The 22,131-nt window shown below is 63.5% G+C and carries 18 protein-coding genes and 2 tRNA genes; 12 read left to right on the forward strand and 8 right to left on the reverse strand.

The window, feature by feature from the left end; all coding sequences use genetic code 11:
- Positions 1–5: 5 nt before the first annotated feature.
- Genes ABDZ66_RS00595 through ABDZ66_RS00615 form a run of 5 tightly spaced genes read left to right on the forward strand, consistent with a single transcriptional unit; the run spans position 6 to position 4,003 of the window.
- Positions 6–695: an SCO family protein gene (locus ABDZ66_RS00595; protein WP_343754940.1), complete on the forward strand. Its 690-nt coding sequence runs from the start codon at positions 6–8 to the stop codon at positions 693–695.
- Positions 692–1,543, forward strand: coding sequence for a cytochrome c oxidase assembly protein (locus ABDZ66_RS00600; RefSeq protein ID WP_343754942.1), 852 nt, complete (start codon positions 692–694; stop codon positions 1,541–1,543). Before ABDZ66_RS00595 ends, ABDZ66_RS00600 begins: the two co-directional genes overlap by 4 nt.
- Positions 1,544–1,590: 47 nt before the next feature.
- Positions 1,591–2,853: an NAD(P)/FAD-dependent oxidoreductase gene (locus ABDZ66_RS00605; RefSeq protein WP_343754944.1), complete on the forward strand. Its 1,263-nt coding sequence runs from the start codon at positions 1,591–1,593 to the stop codon at positions 2,851–2,853.
- Positions 2,850–3,485: a VOC family protein gene (locus tag ABDZ66_RS00610; protein ID WP_343754946.1), complete on the forward strand. Its 636-nt coding sequence runs from the start codon at positions 2,850–2,852 to the stop codon at positions 3,483–3,485. Before ABDZ66_RS00605 ends, ABDZ66_RS00610 begins: the two co-directional genes overlap by 4 nt.
- Positions 3,482–4,003: an NUDIX domain-containing protein gene (locus ABDZ66_RS00615; protein WP_343754948.1), complete on the forward strand. Its 522-nt coding sequence runs from the start codon at positions 3,482–3,484 to the stop codon at positions 4,001–4,003. Before ABDZ66_RS00610 ends, ABDZ66_RS00615 begins: the two co-directional genes overlap by 4 nt.
- On the opposite strand, the gene ABDZ66_RS00620 is transcribed toward ABDZ66_RS00615, so the two are convergent.
- Complete coding sequence (locus tag ABDZ66_RS00620; protein ID WP_343754950.1) at positions 3,979–4,614, reverse strand: rhomboid family intramembrane serine protease; 636 nt, start codon at positions 4,612–4,614, stop codon at positions 3,979–3,981. The genes ABDZ66_RS00615 and ABDZ66_RS00620 overlap by 25 nt on opposite strands.
- Before the next feature lie 84 nt (positions 4,615–4,698).
- Between ABDZ66_RS00620 and ABDZ66_RS00625 the strand changes: the two genes are divergently transcribed.
- Entirely contained in the window at positions 4,699–5,691 is a 993-nt protein-coding gene (locus ABDZ66_RS00625) for an aldo/keto reductase (RefSeq protein WP_343754952.1), read from the forward strand.
- Positions 5,692–5,955: 264 nt separating this feature from the next.
- On the opposite strand, the gene ABDZ66_RS00630 is transcribed toward ABDZ66_RS00625, so the two are convergent.
- From ABDZ66_RS00630 to plsY, 4 genes are all read right to left on the reverse strand, one after another.
- Complete coding sequence (locus tag ABDZ66_RS00630; RefSeq protein ID WP_055362111.1) at positions 5,956–6,975, reverse strand: aspartate-semialdehyde dehydrogenase; 1,020 nt, start codon at positions 6,973–6,975, stop codon at positions 5,956–5,958.
- Between the two features lie 328 nt (positions 6,976–7,303).
- Complete coding sequence (locus tag ABDZ66_RS00635; protein WP_343754955.1) at positions 7,304–7,828, reverse strand: hypothetical protein; 525 nt, start codon at positions 7,826–7,828, stop codon at positions 7,304–7,306.
- Between the two features lie 45 nt (positions 7,829–7,873).
- The gene (locus tag ABDZ66_RS00640) at positions 7,874–8,173 is read right to left on the reverse strand and encodes a hypothetical protein (protein ID WP_343754957.1); all 300 of its coding nucleotides are present in this window, start codon (positions 8,171–8,173) and stop codon (positions 7,874–7,876) included.
- Between the two features lie 434 nt (positions 8,174–8,607).
- Positions 8,608–9,204, reverse strand: coding sequence for a glycerol-3-phosphate 1-O-acyltransferase PlsY (gene plsY, locus ABDZ66_RS00645; protein WP_343754959.1), 597 nt, complete (start codon positions 9,202–9,204; stop codon positions 8,608–8,610).
- A gap of 109 nt (positions 9,205–9,313) precedes the next feature.
- Here plsY and ABDZ66_RS00650 point away from each other — a divergent pair.
- From ABDZ66_RS00650 to ABDZ66_RS00665, 4 genes are all read left to right on the forward strand, one after another.
- Positions 9,314–9,400: transfer RNA gene (locus tag ABDZ66_RS00650), tRNA-Ser, on the forward strand.
- 304 nt (positions 9,401–9,704) lie between these two features.
- The gene (locus tag ABDZ66_RS00655) at positions 9,705–12,776 is read left to right on the forward strand and encodes a BPTD_3080 family restriction endonuclease (protein ID WP_343754961.1); all 3,072 of its coding nucleotides are present in this window, start codon (positions 9,705–9,707) and stop codon (positions 12,774–12,776) included.
- A complete protein-coding gene (locus ABDZ66_RS00660; RefSeq protein WP_343754963.1) occupies positions 12,773–15,730 on the forward strand; it encodes a site-specific DNA-methyltransferase in 2,958 nt (985 codons plus the stop codon). The genes ABDZ66_RS00655 and ABDZ66_RS00660 overlap by 4 nt, the downstream gene beginning before the upstream one ends.
- Positions 15,731–16,056: 326 nt before the next feature.
- Complete coding sequence (locus ABDZ66_RS00665) at positions 16,057–17,430, forward strand: hypothetical protein (protein ID WP_343754965.1); 1,374 nt, start codon at positions 16,057–16,059, stop codon at positions 17,428–17,430.
- Positions 17,431–17,574: 144 nt separating this feature from the next.
- On the opposite strand, the gene ABDZ66_RS00670 is transcribed toward ABDZ66_RS00665, so the two are convergent.
- Positions 17,575–18,453 carry a tyrosine-type recombinase/integrase gene (locus ABDZ66_RS00670; protein ID WP_343754967.1) on the reverse strand — a complete coding sequence of 293 codons (879 nt, stop codon included), beginning with the start codon at positions 18,451–18,453 and terminating at the stop codon, positions 17,575–17,577.
- A gap of 254 nt (positions 18,454–18,707) precedes the next feature.
- On the opposite strand from ABDZ66_RS00670, the gene ABDZ66_RS00675 reads away from it, so the two are divergent.
- Positions 18,708–18,797, forward strand: a tRNA-Ser gene (locus ABDZ66_RS00675).
- A 240-nt stretch (positions 18,798–19,037) separates the two neighbouring features.
- On the forward strand, positions 19,038–20,336 hold the full coding sequence (locus ABDZ66_RS00680; protein WP_343754969.1) for a hypothetical protein: 1,299 nt from the start codon (positions 19,038–19,040) through the stop codon (positions 20,334–20,336).
- Positions 20,337–20,397: 61 nt separating this feature from the next.
- Here ABDZ66_RS00680 and ABDZ66_RS00685 read toward each other — a convergent pair whose 3' ends face one another.
- Positions 20,398–21,570: an MFS transporter gene (locus ABDZ66_RS00685; protein WP_343754971.1), complete on the reverse strand. Its 1,173-nt coding sequence runs from the start codon at positions 21,568–21,570 to the stop codon at positions 20,398–20,400.
- Between the two features lie 41 nt (positions 21,571–21,611).
- Positions 21,612–22,037: a cobalamin B12-binding domain-containing protein gene (locus ABDZ66_RS00690; RefSeq protein WP_343754973.1), complete on the reverse strand. Its 426-nt coding sequence runs from the start codon at positions 22,035–22,037 to the stop codon at positions 21,612–21,614.
- Positions 22,038–22,131 lie beyond the last annotated feature (94 nt).

The following is a 22,131-nucleotide window of genomic DNA, read 5'->3' on the forward strand; positions in this document are numbered from 1 at the left end:
CCCCCGTGACCGAAACGCCCCCCCACCCGCCGCTCGCGCCCCCCGGACCGCCCGCCCGCCCCTGGTACGTGTCGGCGCTGCTGGCAACCGCCGCCGTGACCCTGCTGCTGCTGGCCGTGTGGGGTTACGCCCGCCTGAAGAGCCCGTACCCGTTCTTCGGAACGGCGTACCCGGCCGGAACGCGGGCCGCCGGGTTCAGCGGGACCGTGCAGGCCGGGGAGCGCGAGCAGCCCTTCACGTTCACGCCGGACAGCGGACAGGCCGGCGGGCCGGTCACGGCGCTGTTCTTCGGGTTCACGAACTGCCCGAACATCTGCCCGCTGACCCTCTCGTACCTCAACCGCGTGCGTGACGCCCTGCCACCCGCACAGCGCGAGCGGCTGCGGGTCGTGCTCGTCAGCGTGGACCCCGCGCGGGACACGCCCGCCCGCCTGAACGGGTACGTGTCGTTCTTCGGGAAGGCGGGCGTGGGCGTGCGCGTGCCGGAACCGGCGCTGTCCACCCTGGCCGCCGCGTACGGCGTGGCGTACCAGAAGGCCGACGTGAAAGGCCCGCAGTCGTACCAGATCAACCACACCACCGCCACGTACCTGATCGACGCGCGCGGGCAGCTGCGGGTCCTGTGGGACTACACCCAGCTGCCGCAACTCGAACGCGTGAAGGCCGACGTGCAGTACGTCCTGGAGACCCCATGAGCGCCCCCACCCCCGTCAACCTGAACCCCACCCTGGCCGACCTGCTGGTCCCCACGCCCGACCCGGCCTTCCTGATTCCCACGCTGCTGGCCGCCGCCGCGTACACCTGGGGGTTCCTGCGCGCCCGGCGCGGCGCGGCGGCCGGGGCGTGGCCGGCGTGGCGGGCCGCGCTGTTCGCGCTGGGCACCGCACTGCTGCTGATCACCACCCAGAGCCGCGCCGCCACCCTGACGCAGAGCAGCATGGCGCTGTACATGGGCCGCCTGATGATCCTGGCGGAACTCGTGCCGCCGCTGCTGGTGCTGGGCCTGCCGCGCCTGAACCTGAACCCGCGCCGCGCCCTGGGCCGCGCCCTGGGCGTCCTGCTGGACCCCTGGGTGGCGCTGGCCGTCTGGACAGCCGTGATCGTGTTCTGGAACGTCCCCGCCGGATTCAACGCCAGCGTCGTGTCGAACACCGCCGGGGCGCTGCTGCCCGCCCTGTACCTGCTGAGCAGCCTGATGGTCTGGAGTGTCATCCTGCGCCCGCTGCCCAGCGTGCAGCCCGCCGACATCGGCTCACGCGGCTGGTTCGGGCTGATCAGCGCGCTGCCCATGATGGCCGTCGCCAGCGTCTGGCTGTACTCCCCCCAGGTGCTGTACACCCCGTACGTGAGCGCCCTGTGCCTGTGGAACTACACGCCGCTGCAGAACCAGCAGCTGAGCGGCTGGATCATGATGCTCGCCGGACTGCCGGCCCTGGCCCTGGCGTTCATCCAGCTGTTCGCGTGGCTGATCAGACTCTCCGAGGGGCAGGGCATGCCGCCCCAGCCTCCCACCCGGCCGCCCGCGCCGCCCACCCGACCCTGAATCCCCTCCACCCCGCCTCTGTGGCTGCCCTGCGCTAGCCTGCACGCATGCATGACGCAGTGGTGATCGGCAGTGGGCTGGCGGGACTCACGGCGGCGCGGGTTCTGGCGCGCGCCGGGCAGCGGGTGCGGGTGCTGGAGGCCGCGCCGTTCGTGGGGGGCCGCGTGCACTCGCGCGCCGTGAACGGCTTCACGCTGGACGCCGGGTATCAGGTGCTGTTCCCGGCGTACCCGGCGGTGCGGCGGCAGCTGGACCTGGGCGCGCTGGACCTCGTGCCCGTGCCGTCCTCGGCGGTGGTGTGCCGGGGTGAGCAGCGCGACACGCTGGGCAGTCCCCTGAGCGACCCGGCAGCGCTGCCCTCGACCCTGCTGAGCGGCGTGCTGAGCGTGCCCGACAAGGCGCGCGTGGCGGCCCTGGCCCTGAAGCTGCGCGTCCCGGCGCCGCACACGCTGCTGCGCGGCGAGGACCAGTCCACCGAGGCGTTCCTGCGCGAATTCGGCTTCAGCGAGGGCGCGCTGGACCGTTTCTTCCGGCCGTTCTTCGGGGGGATCTTCCTGCGGCGCGAGCTGGACACCAGCGCCCGGCTGTTCCGCTACTACTTCCGGATGCTGATGGACGGCGGCGCGGCCCTGCCCCGCGCGGGCATGGGCGAGGTGGCGGCGCAACTGGCGGGCGGGCTGGACGTGGTGACCGGCGTGCGCGCCACGCACCTGAACGCCCACGCGGCGCACGTGACCGTGACCACCAGCGCCGGGGAACTGGACGCGCGGCAGGTGATCGTCGCGACCGACCCGGACAGCGCCGCCGCCCTGACCGGCCAGCCCACCGGGCGCGGCAGCCTGGGCAGCACGTACCTGCACTACGCCGCGCCGCACGGCCTGGACCGCGAGACGCGGCTGCTGCTGAACGCCGGGGCGGGCTTCATCAACAACGCGCACTGGCTGTCGAACGTGATCCCGCAGCGTGCCCCGCAGGGCCAGTCGCTGCTGACCGTGACCGTCCTGGGCCTCCCGGACCTCGACGACGACGCGCTGGACGCCCGCGTGCGCGGCGAACTGGAACGCTGGTACGGCCCGCAGACCGCCGCGCTGCGGACCCTGCTGGTCGAACGCATCCGGCACGCGCAGTACCCGCAGCCCGCCGGGTACGCCGCCACCCTTGCCGGTCACGCCACGCCCCTGCCCGGCGTGATCCTGGCGGGCGAGGCGACCTCCATGAGCGGCATTCAGGGCGCCATGGAAAGCGGCGAGAAGGCCGCCGCGATCCTCCTGAACGACCCGGCCGGCATGAGCCGCCCCAGGGGCGCATGACCGCCCACCCCGCCCCGGCCCGACCGGGTGCGCGACTGGATCATCTGGTCGTCGCCGCCCGCACCCTGGGGGAGGGCCGCGCGTGGCTGGAAGGCCGCCTGCACTGCCCGCTGGAACCGGGCGGGGAGCACGAGCTGTTCGGCACGCACAACGCCCTGCTGTCCCTGGGCCCCGACGCCTACCTGGAAGTGATCGCCGTGAACCCGCAGGCCCCCGCCCCGGCCCGCCCCCGCTGGTTCGGCCTGGACACCCCCGCCATGCAGCGGCGGCTGTCGCACGGCCCGGCCCTGATCCACTGGGTGGCGGGCGTGCCGCACCTGCCGGCCGGTCCCGACGTGCTGGCCCTGTCACGCGGCGCGAACCGCTGGACCCTGACCGTCCCCGCCGACGGCCACCTGCCCGGCGGCGGCCCGCACCCGTCCCTGATCTGCTGGGAGACCCCGCCGCCCCCCACCCGCCTGCCCGACCGGGGCGTGCGCCTGGGCACCCTGCACCTGGGCACGCCCGACCCCGACGCGCTGCGCGCCGCGCTGGACACCCTGAACTTCACGGGCGAGGTCGAGGTTCAAAGGGGCCCGCAGCCCGAACTGCGCGCGGTCCTGACCACCCCCGGCGGCCCGGTCGAGCTGTGAGCTCTCAAGGGCCGCTGCCGCCCCCGGACGCCACCCACTACACCCGCCCGGATGGCGTGCCACCGCGCCTTAGCGTGGGCGGGGTCATCCTGCGCCCCCTCAAGCTGGATACCGCCACACTGGCAGGTACGCCGGGCGGCTGGCAGGTCGCGGTCGTCGTGGAACCCGGCCCCTACCCGCAACTGCCCAAGGGTGGCCTGGAAGCCGGCGAAACCCACCGGGACGCCCTGCACCGCGAACTGCGCGAGGAGGCCGGTCTGGAGGGCGTGCAGATCCTCCGCGAACTGGCGACCCTGGAACGCCTGAACTACGCCCGCACGAAGTGGCAGGTCACCCGCTACTACCTGGGCACCACCACACAGCAGGAGGCTCTGCCCCCGCTGGAGCCGGGCTACAGGCTGGAATGGCACCCCCTGTCGGGCCGCAGCGGGCAGGTGCCGGACCTGTTCTGGCCCGAGCAGACGCGGTTACTGCGGCAGGTGGCCCGCCAGCTTCAACGGAACGGCACGCCGTTCTGACCTGCCCCCCTGCGGGGCCGCCGCCCGTGCAGCAGCGCCGCCGCCAGCAGGCCCGCCAGGAACCCGAACAGGTGCGCCTCCCACGACACGTACGGGTTGCCGGGCAGCACGCCCCACAGGATGCCCCCGTACAGCGCGAACGCCGCGACCGCCACGCCGATGGCGACCGGCGTGCGCTCCCACCAGCCCACGCCCAGCAGGTACGCCAGGAACCCGAACACCAGTTCGCTGGCCCCCAGGTGGACGCTGCCGCCCCTCCCGAACAGCCACACCAGCGCGCCCCCCACCAGCACGATGATCAGCGTGGCCGCCACGAAGCGCCCCACGCCGCGCACGGCTCCCATGAACGCCAGCGCGGCCAGCGGCACCGTGTTCGCCATCAGGTGCCCGAAGCCCGCGTGCAGGAACGGTGCGCTCAGGATGTTCCAGAACGCTCCCGTGTCACGCGGGAGGATGCCGTAACGGTCCAGCGACCCGCCGAACAGCAGCTGATCGGCCACCTCCTGCCCCCAGATGCCCGCCACGAGCGCCGCCGTCAGGGCCGCTGCCGGGCCGGGCTGACCCACGCGGGAGCGAGGGCGCGCGGGGCGGAACCGGTCGGGTCGGGTCATGCGTCCAGTGTGCCGCATGCGGGCCGGGCGTGGCGTCCACCGGAGGGTGCAGGGACGCGCGGGCGGGTGCGCTACGCTGCCCGTATGAACAACCCGGAAGCAGGCGCCCACGCGGCAGGCACCCAGGCGGCAGGCAGCAGCACCCCCGCACACAGGACCCTCGGGCACAGCGGACTGAGCGTCTCGGCGGTCGGACTGGGCTGCAACAACTTCGGCGGTCGCCTCGACCAGGCCGCCACCACCGCCGTCGTGCGCCGCGCGCTCGATGCGGGCATCACGCTGTTCGACACGGCCGACATCTACGGCAACCGGGGCGGCAGCGAGGAGATGCTGGGCCGCGCCCTCGGCCCGGAACGCCGGAACATCATCCTGGCCAGCAAGTTCGGCCTGGACATGGGTGACGGCCAGCAGGGCGCACGCCCTGAGTACATCCGCCGGGCGCTGGAGGCCAGCCTGCGCCGCCTCGGCACGGACTACCTGGACCTGTACCAGCTGCACACCCCGGACCCGCACACGCCCATCGAGGACACCCTGGGCACCCTGAACGACCTCGTGCAGCAGGGCCTCGTGCGGGCCATCGGCGTGAGCAACATGCCCGCTGCCGACGTGCGCGCCGCCGACGCCCTGGCCCGCCGGCACGGCTGGGCGCGCTTCACGTCCTGCCAGGACGAGCACAGCCTGCTGGTCCGAGACATCGAAACCGACCTGATCCCCGCCGCCCGCGACCTGAACCTGGGCCTGCTGCCGTACTTCCCGCTCGCCAGCGGTCTCCTGACCGGCAAGTACCACGCCGGGCAACCCCTCCCGGACGGCGCGCGCATCACGGGCAGCCAGGGCGCTCAGGACCGCTACCTGACCCCGCGCAACTGGACGGTCGTCGAGAACCTGCGGACCTTCGCGCAGGCCCAGGGGCACACGCTGCTGGAACTGGCGTTCAGCTGGCTGCTGTCCTTCCCCGAAACCAGCAGCGTCATCGCCGGAGCGACGAGGCCCGAACAGATCGACGCGAACGTCGCCGCCAGCTGGACCCTGACCGCCGACGAACGGGCCGAGGTGGACCGCATCACGCGCGGCTAGGCCGCAGGGAGTGGGGGAGAGCTGATACGGACTGCCGTTTGTTTCGTTAACAGATCGGAACACCACCGATCTGTCAACTCCACGTCCGGAACCCGTTTCTCTCCTGCTCGCTCCGCTCGGATTGAATGGCCTTTGCAGCCCATTCAATCGGAGTCCGTATGAGCCCACGTCGACTGAACGTCAGCAGAAAAGCCGGGGCAGGACGCTCCGGCTTTCCTGGGACTGGGTCGAGTCGGGGAGCAATCCCCCGGCCCCACTGCTCCCTTACGCCCGCTGCTTAGCTTTCAGCGCACCTTTCTGCTGGAGGTACTCGGCGATCTGCACGGCGTTCAGGGCCGCGCCTTTCAGGAGCTGGTCGCCCGCGACGAACAGGTCGATGCCGCCGTCGAACACCAGCGACTCGCGGATGCGGCCCACCTCCACGTCGTACTTGCCGCTGGCGGTCAGGGGCATGGGGTACAGCTTGCCTTCCGGGTTGTCGCGCACCTCGACCCCGGCAGCCCCGGCCAGCAGCTCACGCACGGCTTCGGGCGTGGCGGGGCGTTCGAGTTCCAGGGTGATGGCCTCGCTGTGGGTGCGCAGGGTGGGGATACGCACGGCGGTGCAGCTGATCTTCAGGCTGTCGTCCCCGATGATCTTGCGGGTCTCCCAGGCGACCTTCATCTCTTCCTTGGTGTACCCGTTGTCCTGGAAGGAATCGATGTGCGGAATCACGTTGAAGGGAATCGGGTGCGCGAACACGCTCGCCTGCGCCTGCTCGCCGTTCAGTTCCGCGCGGGTCTGCTCCAGCAGTTCCTCCATGCCCTTGGCCCCGGCGCCGCTGGTGGCCTGATACGTGCTGACGATCATGCGCTTCACGCCGTACTCGCGGTGAATGGGCGCCACGGCGACCACGGCGATGGCCGTCGTGCAGTTCGGGTTCGCGATGATGCCCTTGTGGCCCAGCGCGGCGTCCCCGTTCACCTCGGGCACGACCAGCGGCACGTCCGCGTCGTAGCGGAAGGCGCTGGAGTTGTCGATCACGACCGCGCCGCCCTCCACCCACCTGGGCGCCAGCGCCTTGCTGATGCTGCCGCCCGCCGACGCCAGGATCACGTCCGCGTCGATCGCCCCTTCCGGCGTGACCTGCACGGTCAGGGATTGGCCCTTGAAGGTCAGCTGCGTGCCCGCGCTGCGCGGACTGGCGAACAGGAGCAACTCGTCGAATTGCAGGCTGCTGCCCTCCAGCACCTTGAGAAGTTCGTGCCCCACCGCTCCGGTCGCTCCGACAATCGCTACGCGCATGCTCGTCTCCTTCCCATAAAAAAACCGCCCGGCGTGTCTCGCGGGGCGGTTGCCATCAGGACACCGCCCTCACGGGGTAATGGTGGTCATGACGGTCATGCCCCCCAGCGTAGGCGCTGCCCCTCCGGGGGTCAAGGCTGCCTGCCTAGCGTGAAGAGAAGGTGGGAGTCATACGGACTCCGATTGAATGGCTTGCAGAGACCGCTGGGTCCGAGCGGATGCGACTCGCAGAGCTGCCCCGCAGAGTGGGAGAGAAACGCCCCTCCGGGCGTGGAGCTGGCAACCCGGTGCCCTGCCGGGTTGCCAGCGAAACAGACGGCAGTCCGTATCAGAGGCGCACGGGAGCGTCGCCCACACCCTGGTGCATGCAGGGTCCGGCGGTGGGGACGGTCAGGGTGATGGTCGTCTGATAGGTGAACGAGTTCATGTCGAGCGCCTCGTCCCGCTGGACGGTCAGCGTGCCGAACGTCCGGGGTTCGAGGCTCTGGGTGGCGAGCCAGTCCGTCAGGTCGCGGACCTGCGGGCCGCTCAGCTTCAGGCAGGTGCGTCCGGCGCGTCCCAGGAACTCCTGCATTAGCTTCAGTTGCGTCCCGCTGAGGGCGTGCCTGGGCACCATGATCTTCAGGTCGCGGATGGGCTGTTTCGGCGCGGCGCTCGTGGTGAACGCGAAGAGGAAGTCCGGTTCAGTCAGGCTCCGCAGGATGAAGCCGTCATGTCCGGTCTTCCAGATCACGGTGCCGGTCACGGCCACCTGCGCCAGCGTGGTCGGCGCGGCACCACTCGGGGCGGGAACGGTCTGCGCCTGGGTGGCGGGCAGGGTCAGCAGGGCAGCCAGAAGCAGATGGCGGAGCATGCCTCACGGTACGCGGCAGGACGGGCAGGAGTTGCCGCAGGTGCGTTACTTGCGCCGCCGCAGGAAGCTCAGCCACCCGGCACGTTCGGGTTGCCGGGCCGGGGCGAAGTCCTCCATCCTGATTTCCGCTTCCGGGTGGGGCGCGGCCTCCCAGCCGTACTCGGTGGCGATCAGGCCACCGAACCGCCCGGCGGCGTACAGCGCGTGCGTGCGCTCCTGCTCCTCGGTGACGGCGCGTGGATCGGCCAGCGCCTGCAGCATCGCCTGGAGGCTCTCGTCGTCGCACTGCCACGCGCCCTGCGCGAACACCGCTTCCTTACCGTAAACGCGAATCCTGGCCGACATGCACTCCTCGCAGCTTGATGGGGTTTCCCCGCTTTTCGGTTGTCTTGACCGGCCCAGCATAGCGCACGCCGCGCCGGACCGGAGCGGCAACCCGGCGCGACCCGGCCCGGGCGTTCCCGCCGGTGGCCGCCGACCTGGACGGGAAACCCGGTGATGCGTTCCGGCTGTCTCGTTCACGGCCCGCGACAGGGGGATTGATGGCCCGCCAGGGCGCTTCTCGCCTCCTGCGCGGGGCCACTCTGCGGGTCGTCTCCGCTCGGATCCAGCGGGTTTGGCAACCCATTCCAGCGGAGTCCGTCTCATGCAGATTCCGTTTGTTTCGCCAACAATCCGCACCTTCACCGGATTGCCGGCTCCACGCCCGGAACCCGTTTTTCTTCCACTCGCTTCGCTCGGATTGAATGGCTTACAAAGCCATTCAATCGGAGTCCGCATCAGCTGACCTTTTCACCGAAGCGGCGTTCGTTCCCGGCGTGCAGTTTGCGGATGTTCTCGCGGTGCTGCCACACGATCAGCGCGGCGAGCGCCGAGACGGTCACAGACAGCCACAGCGGGGCGCCCAGCAGGTACGCTGTGAACGCCCCGGTCAGCGCCCCCAGGATGCTGCCGGCCGACACGAAGCGCGTGAGCCACACGGTCGTGATGCCCATCAGGAAGAAACCCAGGCCCGCCACGGGCAGCAGTGCGCAGATCGTCCCGAAGGTGGTGGCCACGCCCTTGCCACCCCGGAAGCGCAGGAACGGACTGAAATTGTGCCCGATCACGGCCGCCACGCCGCACGCCGCCTGCGCCGGCCCGTCCAGACCCAGCGCCCGCGCCAGCCAGATGGCCACGGCGCCCTTCAGGATGTCGAAGATCGCCACGACGATCGCCGGCCCCTTGCCCAGGGTCCGCAGGACGTTCGTGGAACCGCTGTTGCCGCTTCCCACCTTCAGGATGTCCACGCCGCGCGTCCGCGCCACCCAGGCCGCCGCCGGGATCGCCCCGACCACGTAAGAAATCAGCACCGCCAGCACGGCAAGAAAGGTCACAGTTGCATTCTAGGACATCCGCGTGCCGGGCATCCGTGCGGGCCGGACGGCACCCCGCCCACCCCCGGATTTGATTTTCCCACCCTGACCCGCTAATCTGCTGTGCGCTGGAACGGTGCCCGAGTGGTTGAAGGGGCACGCCTGGAAAGCGTGTGTACGGGCAACCGTACCGAGAGTGTTTATGCCTCCCGTTCCGAAAGTCAGAAATAGAGCGTCGCAGTCGGCTGCAAGCCTGCTCGGCGCTATTTTCATCCCCTGACCTCCCAGTGAGCCGTATGTACGCTTAGGGCTCGGTGACAACGATATTATATACCCTCCACGACGGGCAAAAGCTCATTCTTGGGGGGTATTTGCACGGTCTCCAAAGGTGGATTTCTGCAAGTGAGTCAGCCAAAGCAGAGACGACCTGCGAGACTGACTGAAGCCTTCCCGATAACGCTCTTGGCTCCTTACCCTTCCTGTCACTTCTGTGACCATCGTCTCCTGCGAGGACCAGACCTGTGTCTAACCCTTTCTTCGACCATCCCATTCTGAATTCCCCCTACGCGTACCCGCAGCGGCACTGGGAACTAGACAACGACGGACAACCCACTCAGAAGGTGAAGGAGCAGCGGAGACCCGCATCCTTCGTAACGCCGATTCCCAAGCCAAAGCTGCAGGGCAGGAAGAAAGCCAGCGCCGCCGCGCCCATGCTGGATTTAGTGGACGCCAAAGGGCTGAGCAGCACAGAGCAGAAGTACGACACCACTTCGTACATCAACGAAGTGCGCCGGGAAGTGGACAAGTGGCGCAGCATTCCAGACCCTTCGAAGTGGGGCGTTACGCCAGTCACACAGCGTCTTTTGCAGCACTGGCGCACGCATGAATTCACCCAACAACGCCCTTTCTTCTGTCAGATTGAAGCCGTTGAAACCGCTATCTGGCTGAGCGAAGTCGCACCGAACACAACGGACGGCAGGCGCATCCTGACTTACCTTGCCAGCGCGAACGAAGGTGCAAACCCTGGCCTGAACCGCATTGCTCTGAAACTGGCGACTGGCGCCGGGAAAACGCAGGTCATGGCGATGCTGATTGCGTGGCAGACCATCAACTCAGTGCGGCAACCCGGAAGCCGGAAATTCACCAAGGGTTTCCTGCTGGTCGCTCCTGGCCTGACCATCCGTGACCGTCTGCGCGTGCTTCTTCCCAACGACCCGGACAACTACTACCTGAAACGCGAGATTGTTCCTGCAGACCTGATGCAGGACATGCAGCAAGCCCGAATCGTCATCACGAATTACCATGCCTTCCGACTGAGGGAAAAAATCGAACTGGCGAAAGTCAGCCGTGCCTTCCTGCAGGGCAGAGGCGAAGCCGTCTCGACCCTGGAAACGGAAGGACAGATGATTCAGCGCGTCATGGGTGACCTGATGGGCCTGAAAAATATTCTGGTCCTGAACGACGAAGCGCACCACTGCTACCGCGAAAAGCCCGTGCCTGAAACAGACGAGACGCTGAAAGGCGAGGAAAAAAAGGAAGCGCAGGAGAATAACGAAGCCGCGCGGCTCTGGATTAGCGGTCTGGAAGCCGTGAACCGGCAGTTGGGCCTGCAGCGCATCTTCGACCTGTCTGCCACGCCCTTTTTCTTGGCAGGAAGCGGATACATCGAAGGCACCCTGTTCCCGTGGACAGTCAGTGACTTTTCCCTGATGGACGCCATTGAATGCGGAATCGTCAAGCTGCCGCGCGTGCCTGTGTCAGACAGCATTTCCAGCACTGAAGCTCCCATTTTCCGAGAGTTGTGGAAACACATTGGGAAGGACATGCCCAAAAAGGGAGCGAAAGCTGCAGGACAACTGGACCCTGAACGGCTGCCGCCCAAACTGCTGTCTGCCCTGGAAGCCCTTTACAGGCATTACGAGCAGACGCACGAGCAGTGGACGCAAGCGGGCATCAATATTCCGCCCTGCTTCATCGTCGTGTGCAACAACACCAGCACCTCAAAACTCGTTTACGAGTACATCAGCGGATACGAACGAGAAAACAGCGATGGGCACAAGGTGGTCAAGAACGGACATCTGGCACTCTTCCGCAACTACGACGACAACAACGCACGCCTTGCCCTGCCGCGCACACTGCTGATTGACAGTCAGCAACTTGAGTCCGGTGAAGCACTGGATGCCAACTTTAAGGAAGCGGCTGCAACCGAAATTGAAGTCTTCCGGCAGGCGGTGAGAGAGCGTACTGGCAACGCTCTGGCCGCTGATAAGCTCACGGATGAAGACCTGCTGCGTGAAGTCATGAACACAGTGGGGAAAGACGGTCACTTAGGCGCGGGCATTCGCTGCGTGGTCAGTGTCTCGATGCTCACGGAAGGCTGGGATGCGAACAACGTCACGCACGTTCTGGGTGTTCGGGCATTCGGGACACAACTGCTGTGTGAACAGGTCATCGGACGTGCCCTGAGACGCCAGAGCTACACGCTGAACGAAGAAGGCCTGTTCAATCCCGAGTACGCGGACGTACTGGGCATTCCCTTCGACTTCACCGCTAAGCCAGTTATTGCGCCCCCACAACAGCCCCGCGAGACCATTCACGTTCGTGCCGTTCTGGAACGTGAAGCACTGGAAATTCAATTCCCGAGAGTTGAAGGCTACCGCGTCGAACTACCTCAAGAGCGCCTGAAAGCTGCCTTCACGCCAGAAAGCAAACTGGTCCTGAACGCCGATATGGTTGGCCCTGCCATTACCCAGAACTCCGGCATCATCGGGCAAGCCGTCAACCTGGACATCAAACACCTGGAAAACGTTCGCCTGACAACCGTCGCCTACCACCTGACTCAAAAACTGCTTGAGCAGTGGCGCGAGCCGAACGAACCGCCACCCCTACACCTCTTCGGGCAACTCAAGAAAATCACGGAAGAATGGCTGGCAAATTACCTGCACTGTCAGCCTGGCACATTCCCAGCGCACCTGCTGTACACAATCCTGGCCGATGAAGCCTCCAACCGAATCATGACAGCCGTCACGCGCTACCACACGCAAGACCAGCCAATCCGCGCCATTCTGGACGCCTACAACCCGATTGGCAGTACACGATTCGTCAACTTCACCACGTCAAAAACCCTGCGCTGGCAGACGGCGACGGACAAATGCCACGTCAACTGGGCGATTCTGGATAGTACCTGGGAAGGCAAATTCTGCCAAATCGTGGAAGAACACCCGCGTGTTCACGCCTATGTCAAAAATCAGAGCATGGGATTCAGCGTGCCGTACCTGAGCGGAAACAAAGTCTGCCAGTACATCCCGGACTTCATTGTCCGCATAAACGACGGCAACGGTGAGCATGACCTGCTGAACCTGATAGTCGAAATCAAAGGGCAGGAAGACGGTAATTCCGACGACAAGAAAGCCACGATGGAAACCTACTGGGTTCCCGGCGTGAATAACCTGCAGACTTTTGGACGCTGGGATTTCGTGCAACTGACCGACCTGTACAGCATGGAAGACGATTTCGGGCAGGCGACAGAAACCACCATCAAGCGCGTGCTTGAGCAAGCCATTCAGGAACGAGTGAAGGGAGAGCGCCAGTGACCCGCAAAAGTACCCCTAAGACTGTCGAGACCATCAACCATGACGACACGCGCAAGAATATTCCCACGGCAGAGATGCAGAGTGTAGCTGAGAAAGGCAATCCTACGCCTATAACCCTGAAATACAACCGCAACACCGACCTTGACCCCCAATTGATGTGGCGTGGCAAAGACCAGCAAGACCTGCAACCACTGACTGTGCAAGCGTCACCCCTGTACATTCAGGAAAAGATTCACCCCCGTGCTCTGGTCAACGATTTGATTAGGCAGACGCAGGAGCGAACGGAACAAATGCCTGCTTTCATGCCGGACCTTTTCAGCGACTTCAACGGCGTACCGGAAGGAGCGAAAGCCGAGTTTTATCAGCATGAACAGCACTGGTCGAATCGCATGATTCTGGGCGACAGTCTGCAAGTTATGGCAAGTCTTTCGGAGCGTGAAGGCCTACGCGGTAAAGTGCAGTGTATCTATTTCGACCCGCCTTATGGAATTAAATTCAATAGTAATTTCCAGTGGTCAACGTCTAGTAGGGATGTGAAAGACGGAAATGCTACTCATATCACGCGTGAACCTGAGCAAGTTAAAGCCTTTCGGGATACTTGGCGTGACGGTATAAACAGCTACTTAAGTTATGTTCGCGATAGATTGATTGTTGGCCGTGAACTCCTTAATGAAAGCGGAAGTATATTCATACAAATAGGCGATGAAAACGTCCATAGAGTTAGATGCTTGCTGGATGAAGTCTTTGGTGAAGAGAACTTTGTTTCCCTAATTGCATATCAAAAAACTACTGGGGCAACGGCAGATAATATGCCTGGAACGCTGGATTATATTTTATGGTTTGCAAAAAACAAAGAATATCTTAAGTTTAGGCCTATAATACGACTTAAAAAGCCGGGAGAAGATGGAGCGACGAAATATAAGAAAATTATATTCCCTGATGGCCTTAGGGGTCAGGCTGGCGAATACGGTTCTTCGGGTTTTGAGCGCGGCGGCATGATTGGAAAACTTTACACGGATGGTGATTTGACTAGCCAAAGTATGGGCCGGGATAAAGGGGAGGGTGCTGCATCTTGGTTCAATGTGCTATTTGAAGGAAAAAAATACACACCTTCTCTTCAATCTAGATGGAAAACTAATGAATCTGGAATGAAACGGCTTGCGGCTGCACAGCGCATCGAGAGCGCAAAAACTACAATCAGATATGTTCGTCATTTTGATGATTTTCCTGCTACACAAATAAACAACCTATGGAGGGATATTGGTGGTATTCAAAGCCGTTCTGACCCAAAAGTCTACGTTGTGCAAACTGCGACAAGTGCCATTGAGCGTTGCATTTTAATGACTACCGACCCCGGCGATATTGTTATTGACCCGACATGTGGTTCTGGTACGACAGCCTATGTTGCTGAACAATGGGGTCGGCGTTGGATGACTGTAGACACTTCTCGCGTAGCTCTGGCGTTGGCTCGTGCGCGTCTAATGGGTGCGCGATACCCTTACTATTTGCTCGCAGATAGTCAAGAAGGTCAGGTGAAGGAAGCCGAAATTACTCATTCGGTGGTCAAGGTTTCCTCAAATCGTAAAAATATTCGGCAGGGATTTGTTTATGAACGAGTTCCGCACATCACACTTAAATCAATTACTAATAACGCTGAAATTGATGTGATTTGGGAGAAATGGCAAACTGAACTTGAATCGCTTAGGGCTGAGCTGGTCGCCTTGCGAGCGAAAAACATGGAAGAGTGGGAAATCCCGCGTGAAGCGGCGGACGCCTGGGAAGAGGCTGCTGTGCGTCTGCATGGGCGAATTTTGGCGGCGAAAGAGAACCAGAAAATCACTAACAAGACCGCGCAAGACTTGTCTGCGCTAAACGCTCTGTTGAAACGCTCCTACACACTGGAAAACCTACCGCAACAGCCTGCGGACTCCTGGCCTGCAGACCATGCTGCTGTACTGGCGAAATGGTGGGAGAAGCGGATTGCCCGGCAGAAGGAAATAGACTCCTCGATAGCGGCGAAAGCGGATTCTGAATTCCTGTATGACCGCCCTTACGTGGACAGCAAGAAAGTGCGTGTGGCTGGTCCGTTTACCGTTGAAAGCCTGTCGCCTCACCGGATGCTGGCGCTGGACGCGAACGGAGACCTGAAAGACCCGGCCAGTGAGCCGGAGGTTCAGGCGATTCAGTCATTCACGGACATGATTCTGGAACAGCTTAAAACGGCTGGTGTGCAACAGGTGGACAAAGCAGCGCGGATTTCGTTCGACACGCTGAAGCCCTGGCCTGGGAAATATGTCCATGCAGAAGGGCGTTACGAGGAAGACGAGGGGCAACAGCGCCGCGCCGCTATTTGCATTGGGCCGGAATTTGGCACCATGCAGCGTAAAGACATCGTGCTGGCCGCACGGGAAGCGGCAGATGCCGACTTCGATATTCTGATTGTCTGTGCCTTCAATTTCGAAGCGCACGCCACAGAATTCAACAGCCTGGGAAATATGCCGGTTCTGAAGGCTCGCATGAATGCTGATTTGCACATGGGCGGTGACCTGAAACCGACAGGAGCAGGAAACCTGTTCGTGGTCTTCGGAGAGCCGGACATTGAGATTCAGGACGTGCCGGGCAAGCAGATTCGCGTGAAGGTGAACGGCGTGGACGTGTTCGACCCCGCGAAAGGTGAAGTGCGGAGTGACGATGTGGACGGTATCGCCTGCTGGTTCATTGACACGAACTACGATTCGGAGAGTTTCTTCGTGCGTCAGGCGTATTTCCTGGGTGCGAATGACCCCTATGGGGCGTTGAAGACGACTCTGAAAGCGGAGATTGACGAGCAGGCGTGGGAGACGCTGAACAGCGATATTAGTCAGCCGTTCGACAAACCCCAGACGGGGCATATTGCGGTGAAGGTCATCAACCACCTGGGCGACGAGGTGATGAAGGTGTTTAGCGTCTCCTGAAATCCTGTTGCTGCACCTTGGGTCAGCTAATTGGAGGCGCAGAGTGTGAGCTGGGAATCCTCGTGTGGGAAGTTCGTTGCAAGTTCCCAGAGGCATTTTCTCGATGTAATTTTCAATAGTGTCTAATTCTGCGGATTATTCTTGCGGAACTATAGATAAATATTATTAGGGAGCCTATTTGGTTCCCTAATTCTATATTGTATGTTTGATTGTAGATTTATCTATGTGTGTAATCTGATTCATAGTTGATTTCGTGTCTATGTAGTAGCGTTGTGATTATTGATTAGGAGTGTTGATAGTAGATGTATTTGTCTAGCCAAGTTGGTTTGGAAGTTCGTAAATTGATGAATCGAATAGCACCTGATAAGTTAAGTCTTGGATTTCTTGATTATATTCTATTTAATCCTTGGTTTGATAAGGATGACGAAGAGAGGATAATTTGCTCCGCAGAGATTCTTCACGCTCTGGATAAAACTTCGCACCTCATTAAAAATCACCGCAGTGAAGTGGGGGCTCGTTTGGAACACTTTCAAGCGGTCCTTGCGCCTGATGTTCTTCTGAAAATTCATCCCGGTCATTCGGTTCAGCGCAGGGCAACGACTGTCACGGCTGAATTCGGGGCAAATGTTCTCCGAATTCGAGAGCTGCATCAGGAGCACATTCGCTCCGGTCAGCCCACTGTGGATGTCCTGACTGGTCGCGCCATCACACAGCGGCAGCGGCAGGCGCTCCGTAACGAATATCGAGAACTGGGAGCGCAAGCGGTAGCAGAGGCAAGAGAAATTCGTCATCCGCTGGCCGATGAACTTGATTACCTGAACTCACAACCGCCGAACTACTTTTCTCGCCTGGAAACTAATTTCCCTGAAGTCGAACGAAGAATCCGTCAGCTCCCGCCGAAGAGCATGGAAACTAATTTCCGTATTCTCCAACGCCTCCGCATTCATCCACAACCGCTCTATAAGGCCGCGCTGGGCAGTCCGCGACTGTACACCATCGGCTTCGGCCTGCAGAACATGAGTAAATCCGTTCGTGCGGTCCTGATGCCCGATTGCGTGTCGTTGGACCTGGAAGCCGCTCAGTTCGCCGTTGTCGCCGCCGTGTGGGGTATTCCGAGCATTCAGGAAGCCTTGCAGACGGGTTCAGCCTGGGAAGTCATCATGGGAGAAATCCATAGTCATTTTCCCCACATCAAAAAGTCGCAGGTGAAAAGCGTGCTCTACCCTCTGATTTTCGGCATGCCGAAGCATTCGCTGGCGCAGAGAATTCAGCATGAAACGCGTATCACGGCTGAGGAATTCTTCAACGCGTCCGTCACCATGCAAACCCTGCTATCAGCTCGGGAGACTCGCATGGACCTCATTCGGAAAAATGGGGGAATCGTGGACGCGACAGGTCGAACCCACTCGCTGCAGGAGCGGCAGGAGCGGGAAGATACACGTCAGGATAGAGCTATTCGCTCACTGCTGGCCTATGAGGCGCAATCTTACGAAGTCGAGCTGATGCGCCCGCTGCTGAACTTCATCCGCGAAAACGCTCGCTACCTGAAACTTAATCTGTTTATTCATGACGGTGTGTACGTGCAATTCACTGCAGAGGCAGACGAGCAGCGCCGAGAACGACTGCTTGTATCAATGCAGAACGCTGTGCAATCTGCCGCACAAAAACTGGGCGTAGTGACGCGCCTGACCCAAGAATAGGTGGAAAAGATAAACTCGGCAGTGGCCCTGAAGAAGGCATTTTCGCGTGATACAGCATGGAATCTTCCGCGTTTCTAGACGACAAGAAAAGCCGCCCGACATCATCGCGGGCGGCTCACTAGGGACTATCTATTCAGGAACAGCTTACCGGAGTGCATTCATGGGGCTGGCCCGACGATGAACGTCCTGTACGTCATTGGTATTCAGGACAGCGTACCGATTCGTCATCGTGGTATTCGTGTGCCCGAGCACCCGCATTAAGGTGAACTGGTCACCACCATTCCGCAAGTAGTTCACCGCGAATCCACGCCGGAACGCGTGCGGCCCATAACGCTTGACCCCAGCGCGGCGGCACAGGCGTTCAAGGAGCTTGTACACCGAGACGTTCGAATATCCAGACTCTTCATTCACGAGAAACAGGAAGGGCAGGGGAGAGTCAGGGCGCTCGTCACGCAGATAACGATTAACAAGCTTGAGCGTGGGGCGGGAAATCGGCACCACTCGGTCTTTGCCGCCTTTGCCTTCACGGACCATCAGGCATTGGGTGGGGAGAATGTCACGCAGTTCCAGATTGTTGAGTTCGGAGACGCGCACGCCGGTATCGAACAGGACTGCCAGAAGCGCCTGATACTTGAGCGGAGTTGCACTTTTAGAGGCTGCAAGCAGGAGCCGTTTCATGTCCTGGCTAGGCACGGCATCTAGGACTTTCTGCTTGAGTTTGGGCATTTTGACGCGCTCCATAGGATTAATCGGGAAGTAACCCTCTTCCGTTGCCCAGCGCAGGAAGGATTTGACGACCCGCAACCGGGCGTGAGCTCCTGCAGCGGACAGTTGATTCATGCAGTGAGCGGCGAAGGAGCGAATGACCAAGGTGGTGAGCTGGTCCGCGTATTCGGTGTCGTTTGTGAGGGCAAATTCGAGAAATTGTCGCAATGCCGTTCTGTAGGCTCGCATGGTGTTGCTGGAATGGCCGCGACTGAGACAGTCAAATTCGTACTCCTGCTTGATAGTTTCGAGCTTCATTCGCATGGTGTCTCCTGCACCAAAGCCCTATACACGACTTCACCATAAATGTGAATTTGATGAGTCGCTGCCCACATACGCCAGAAGAAAAGTCGCCGTAACAGAATCAAAGATGCTGCACTTTTTTGACGAATACTCTTCTGTTTTTTGTCACAAAAAAGCCCACTAGGACGGCATTTTTCCGGACCGGACAGCACACGGGTCGGCACCCAGATTTGATTTTCCAGCCCTGACCCGCTAATCTGCTGTGCGCTGGAACGGTGCCCGAGTGGTTGAAGGGGCACGCCTGGAAAGCGTGTGTACGGGCAACCGTACCGAGAGTTCGAATCTCTCCCGTTCCGCCAGAAGAAAATGAGCGTCGCAGTGGGCCCCTGGCCTGCTCGGCGCTCTTTTCATTGGTTCCGTACTTCCCCTGGCCCACGCCGGGGGGTTTTTCATGCGCCGGAATTCTTGAACTGGGGGGGCTGGTTTCAGGGTCCCGGCGTGCCGTATGGTGCCGTTCGCACACACAATCCAGTTTCTGGCCGGCGCGCTGTTGCCCGGCCCGGCCCGCCGCGTCTTGCCCTGCCCGGAGGAATCCCCGAATGCTCAGACCGTCCATGTCGTCTGCCCGGCCCGCTGCCCTGCTGCCTGCCACCCTTCTGCTGAGCGCCCTGCTGGGTGCGTGTTCGTCCGCTCCGGAACCGCAGGCCGCCGCGCCGGGCATCCCGGCGGGGTTCGGGGAGGCGCAGGCCGCGCTGGCTGCCCAGGGAGGCCGGGGCGGGGCACTGACCGCCCAGGCGGCCACCTGCCCCACGCAACTGGCGTTGCCGTACGGGCAGAGTGGCCTGGATACCGGCCTGTACTGGTACGCGAAGGGAGAGGCCGGGTCGCTGGGCGGCGTGGGCTGCAAGGCCCGCACGGACGGCGCCGCCATGACCGGCTACTACGATCCCGCCCGGCCCGTCCTGGTGTTCGTGCACGGCTGGCAGGACGGCAGCACCGTGGCTGGTGTGCGGGACAACTTCTACTTCAGCGAGGCGGGCCGCAACGTTGCAGACGCCTGGATCGACGCCGGCTGGAACGTCGCCCTGTACCACTGGACGCAACTGGCTGACGACGAGGGCACTGGCGGCGCGCCGTATCACTCGCAGGCGAAGATCTGGACGTCCACGTACGCCTACACCGACACGCTGGGCCGCGCCCAGAACATCGGGATGCGGTACCGCACGCCGGGTGGCACCTACGCGACGACCGGGATGCCCACCGTCAGCGCCGGGCAGCTCTTCTACGCGGCCTACAAGAGTGCCCTGAGCCAGTGGGCGTACGCGGGTGCCGAGGGCGTGCGCGTCATGGGTCACTCGCTGGGCGCGCAGATGGCGCTCGCCATGACCGAGCGGGCCTACGCGGACACGGCCCTGACCGCCGCCAAGCGGCCCAGCCGCGTGGTGCTGGCCGACCCGTACTGGACTCCCGCCACGGCCGGGTACGGGCACAGCTACGCGTTCCTGAGTCCCGACGTGAACCCTGCCGCCCGCAGCGCCCGCATCGCGCAGGCGCTGAAGAACAGCGGCGTGGCGGTCGAGTGGATCAAGTCCAGCCGCGTGAACGACCTGGGCGGCGACAACAACCTGAACATGGCGAAGTTCATCAGCCGCACCGAGGTGTTCCCGGATTACGTGTTCGACCTGAACCCCGCGAGCGGACTGGCCCGCAAGCACGGCGTCGCGCCCCGCTGGTATCTCTGGAGCCGTTCGTTCGCCGCGAATGGGGCCGTCAGCGCCGCGAACACCCAGGCGGTCGCCGTGACCCGCATGAACAGCGGCGTGCGCTACGACCAGAGCGGCGGCCGGAGCAGCGTCACGCCCGGGGACGACACCTTCGTCAGCGCCGCCAACCCCTGACCGTTCCCGCGCGGTGACCGGTGGGGGAGGGGAGTGTGCGCGCCTCTTCCCCACACGGTGGTCAGGTGGGCCGGACCCGCCACGCGCTGATCAATGGGAGCAGCGCCAGGACGGCGCAGGTTCCGGCCAGCACGGGGAACCCGGCGCGGGCGATGATCACGCCGCCCAGCGCGGTCCCCACGCCCGCCGCGACGTACCCCAGGCCGTCCGTGACGCCCTGCGCGGCCGGGAAGCGCGTCAGGGCCTTGCTGCCCGCCACGAACGCCAGGTTCCAGCCGAGGCCCAGCCCGAACATGCTGACGGCCAGCCACGCCGCGCCGCTCTGGGGGGCGCTCAGGGCGGCGGCGGCCAGCAGGAGCGCGCCGCCCACGTACCCGAAGCGCAGGCCCAGCCGGTCGATCAGGGGGCCGGTCAGCCACCCGAAGCCGAACATGCCCAGGATGTGCCCGCTGATCAGCGCGGCGACCGCGCCGTGATCCAGGCCCATGTGGTGCGCCCGCAGCGGCGTGAGACTCATCAGGGTGACCATCAGGCCCTGCGCGGCGGCCAGGGCCAGCGCGGTGCTGCGCACGCCGGGAATGGCGAAGGCCTCCCGGACCTTCAGTTTCGCGCTGGGAGTGGTGGCCGCCTGGGCCGCCGTGACGGGCCGCCAGACCTGGATCAAGAGGGCCGCCGCGCCCAGCAGCGCCCCGCCGACCAGCCACCCGGCGACTTCCGGGGTGCTGCCCAGCGCCGCGCCCAGCGCCTCGATGGGCCGGGACGCGCCGGTCATCAGGAACGACCCGAGTACGCTCATGAGCATCAGCGCGCCCAGCGCCGCGCCGCGCCGGTCGTCCGGGACGCTCTCGGCGGCGGCGTAGCGGGCCTGCTGGTACCCGCCCTGCGCCGCGCCCATCATGCAGGCGCCCAGCAGGAACACCGGCAGCAGCGCGAAGCGGGCGCCCACGAAACCCACGCCGGCCCCCAGCGCCCCGAGTGCGAAGGCGGCGCTCAGGCCGGCGCGGCGGCCCCGGCGGAGCATCAGCGCCCCGAACGCCCCGGCCGACAGCGCCGCCGACGTGCTGATCAGCGTGCTGGGCAGGCCCACCAGCGTCTCGAAGTGCAGGCCGCTCATGATCAGGCTGGCCAGCACGGTGCTGACGGTGGTCGCGCCGGTCGCCAGTGCCTGGGCGGAGTACAGCGGGGCCAGCTGCCCCAGGTTCAGGGCGGGGCGGGGCAGCGCGGCGTCACTCATGGGCGGGTCCGGGGGCAGGCATGCCCGGCATCATGACAGGCTCACGCCTCGCCCTGCGCCTGCCAGCGGGCCTGCACCGCGCCGCGCAGGTACGTGGCGGCGTCCTCGGTGCTGGCGCCCGGCGTGAACACGCGCCCCACGCCCAGTTCCGCCAGGGTGGGCAGGTCCTGGTCCGGGATGATGCCGCCCCCGAACACGATGATGTCCGCGGCGCCCTGCTCGCGCAGCAGGGTCATGACCTCCCGGAAGTAATGCATGTGCGCGCCGGACAGGACGCTCAGGCCGATGGCGTCCACGTCCTCCTGCACGGCGGCGTTCACGATCATCTCGGCGGTCTGGCGCAGGCCGGTGTAGATGACCTCCATGCCCGCGTCACGCAGCGCGCGCGCCACGACCTTCGCGCCGCGGTCATGGCCGTCCATGCCGGGTTTGGCGATCAGTACTCGAATTCGGCGGTCCTGTGTCATGTCGTTCCTCCTGCCCCCGGCCCGGCTGAACCGGGCGTCGCACACGTGAGGTCAGTGGTCCGGTCGGCGGTGCGTGCCGCCCCACCGGACCCTA

This window comes from Deinococcus depolymerans, assembly GCF_039522025.1.
GTDB lineage: Bacteria > Deinococcota > Deinococci > Deinococcales > Deinococcaceae > Deinococcus > Deinococcus depolymerans.

Excerpts from the sequence above, each read along its gene's own strand:
- ABDZ66_RS00600 (WP_343754942.1), top strand. The coding sequence starts at position 692 with ATGAGCGCCCCCACCCCCGTCAACCTGAACCCCACCCTGGCCGACCTG.
- ABDZ66_RS00605 (WP_343754944.1), top strand. The coding sequence starts at position 1,591 with ATGCATGACGCAGTGGTGATCGGCAGTGGGCTGGCGGGACTCACGGCG.
- ABDZ66_RS00610 (WP_343754946.1), top strand. The coding sequence starts at position 2,850 with ATGACCGCCCACCCCGCCCCGGCCCGACCGGGTGCGCGACTGGATCAT.
- ABDZ66_RS00620 (WP_343754950.1), bottom strand. The coding sequence starts at position 4,614 with ATGACCCGACCCGACCGGTTCCGCCCCGCGCGCCCTCGCTCCCGCGTG.
- ABDZ66_RS00625 (WP_343754952.1), top strand. The coding sequence starts at position 4,699 with ATGAACAACCCGGAAGCAGGCGCCCACGCGGCAGGCACCCAGGCGGCA.
- ABDZ66_RS00630 (WP_055362111.1), bottom strand. The coding sequence starts at position 6,975 with ATGCGCGTAGCGATTGTCGGAGCGACCGGAGCGGTGGGGCACGAACTT.
- ABDZ66_RS00635 (WP_343754955.1), bottom strand. The coding sequence starts at position 7,828 with ATGCTCCGCCATCTGCTTCTGGCTGCCCTGCTGACCCTGCCCGCCACC.
- ABDZ66_RS00640 (WP_343754957.1), bottom strand. The coding sequence starts at position 8,173 with ATGTCGGCCAGGATTCGCGTTTACGGTAAGGAAGCGGTGTTCGCGCAG.
- ABDZ66_RS00670 (WP_343754967.1), bottom strand. The coding sequence starts at position 18,453 with ATGAAGCTCGAAACTATCAAGCAGGAGTACGAATTTGACTGTCTCAGT.
- ABDZ66_RS00680 (WP_343754969.1), top strand. The coding sequence starts at position 19,038 with ATGCTCAGACCGTCCATGTCGTCTGCCCGGCCCGCTGCCCTGCTGCCT.
- ABDZ66_RS00685 (WP_343754971.1), bottom strand. The coding sequence starts at position 21,570 with ATGAGTGACGCCGCGCTGCCCCGCCCCGCCCTGAACCTGGGGCAGCTG.
- ABDZ66_RS00690 (WP_343754973.1), bottom strand. The coding sequence starts at position 22,037 with ATGACACAGGACCGCCGAATTCGAGTACTGATCGCCAAACCCGGCATG.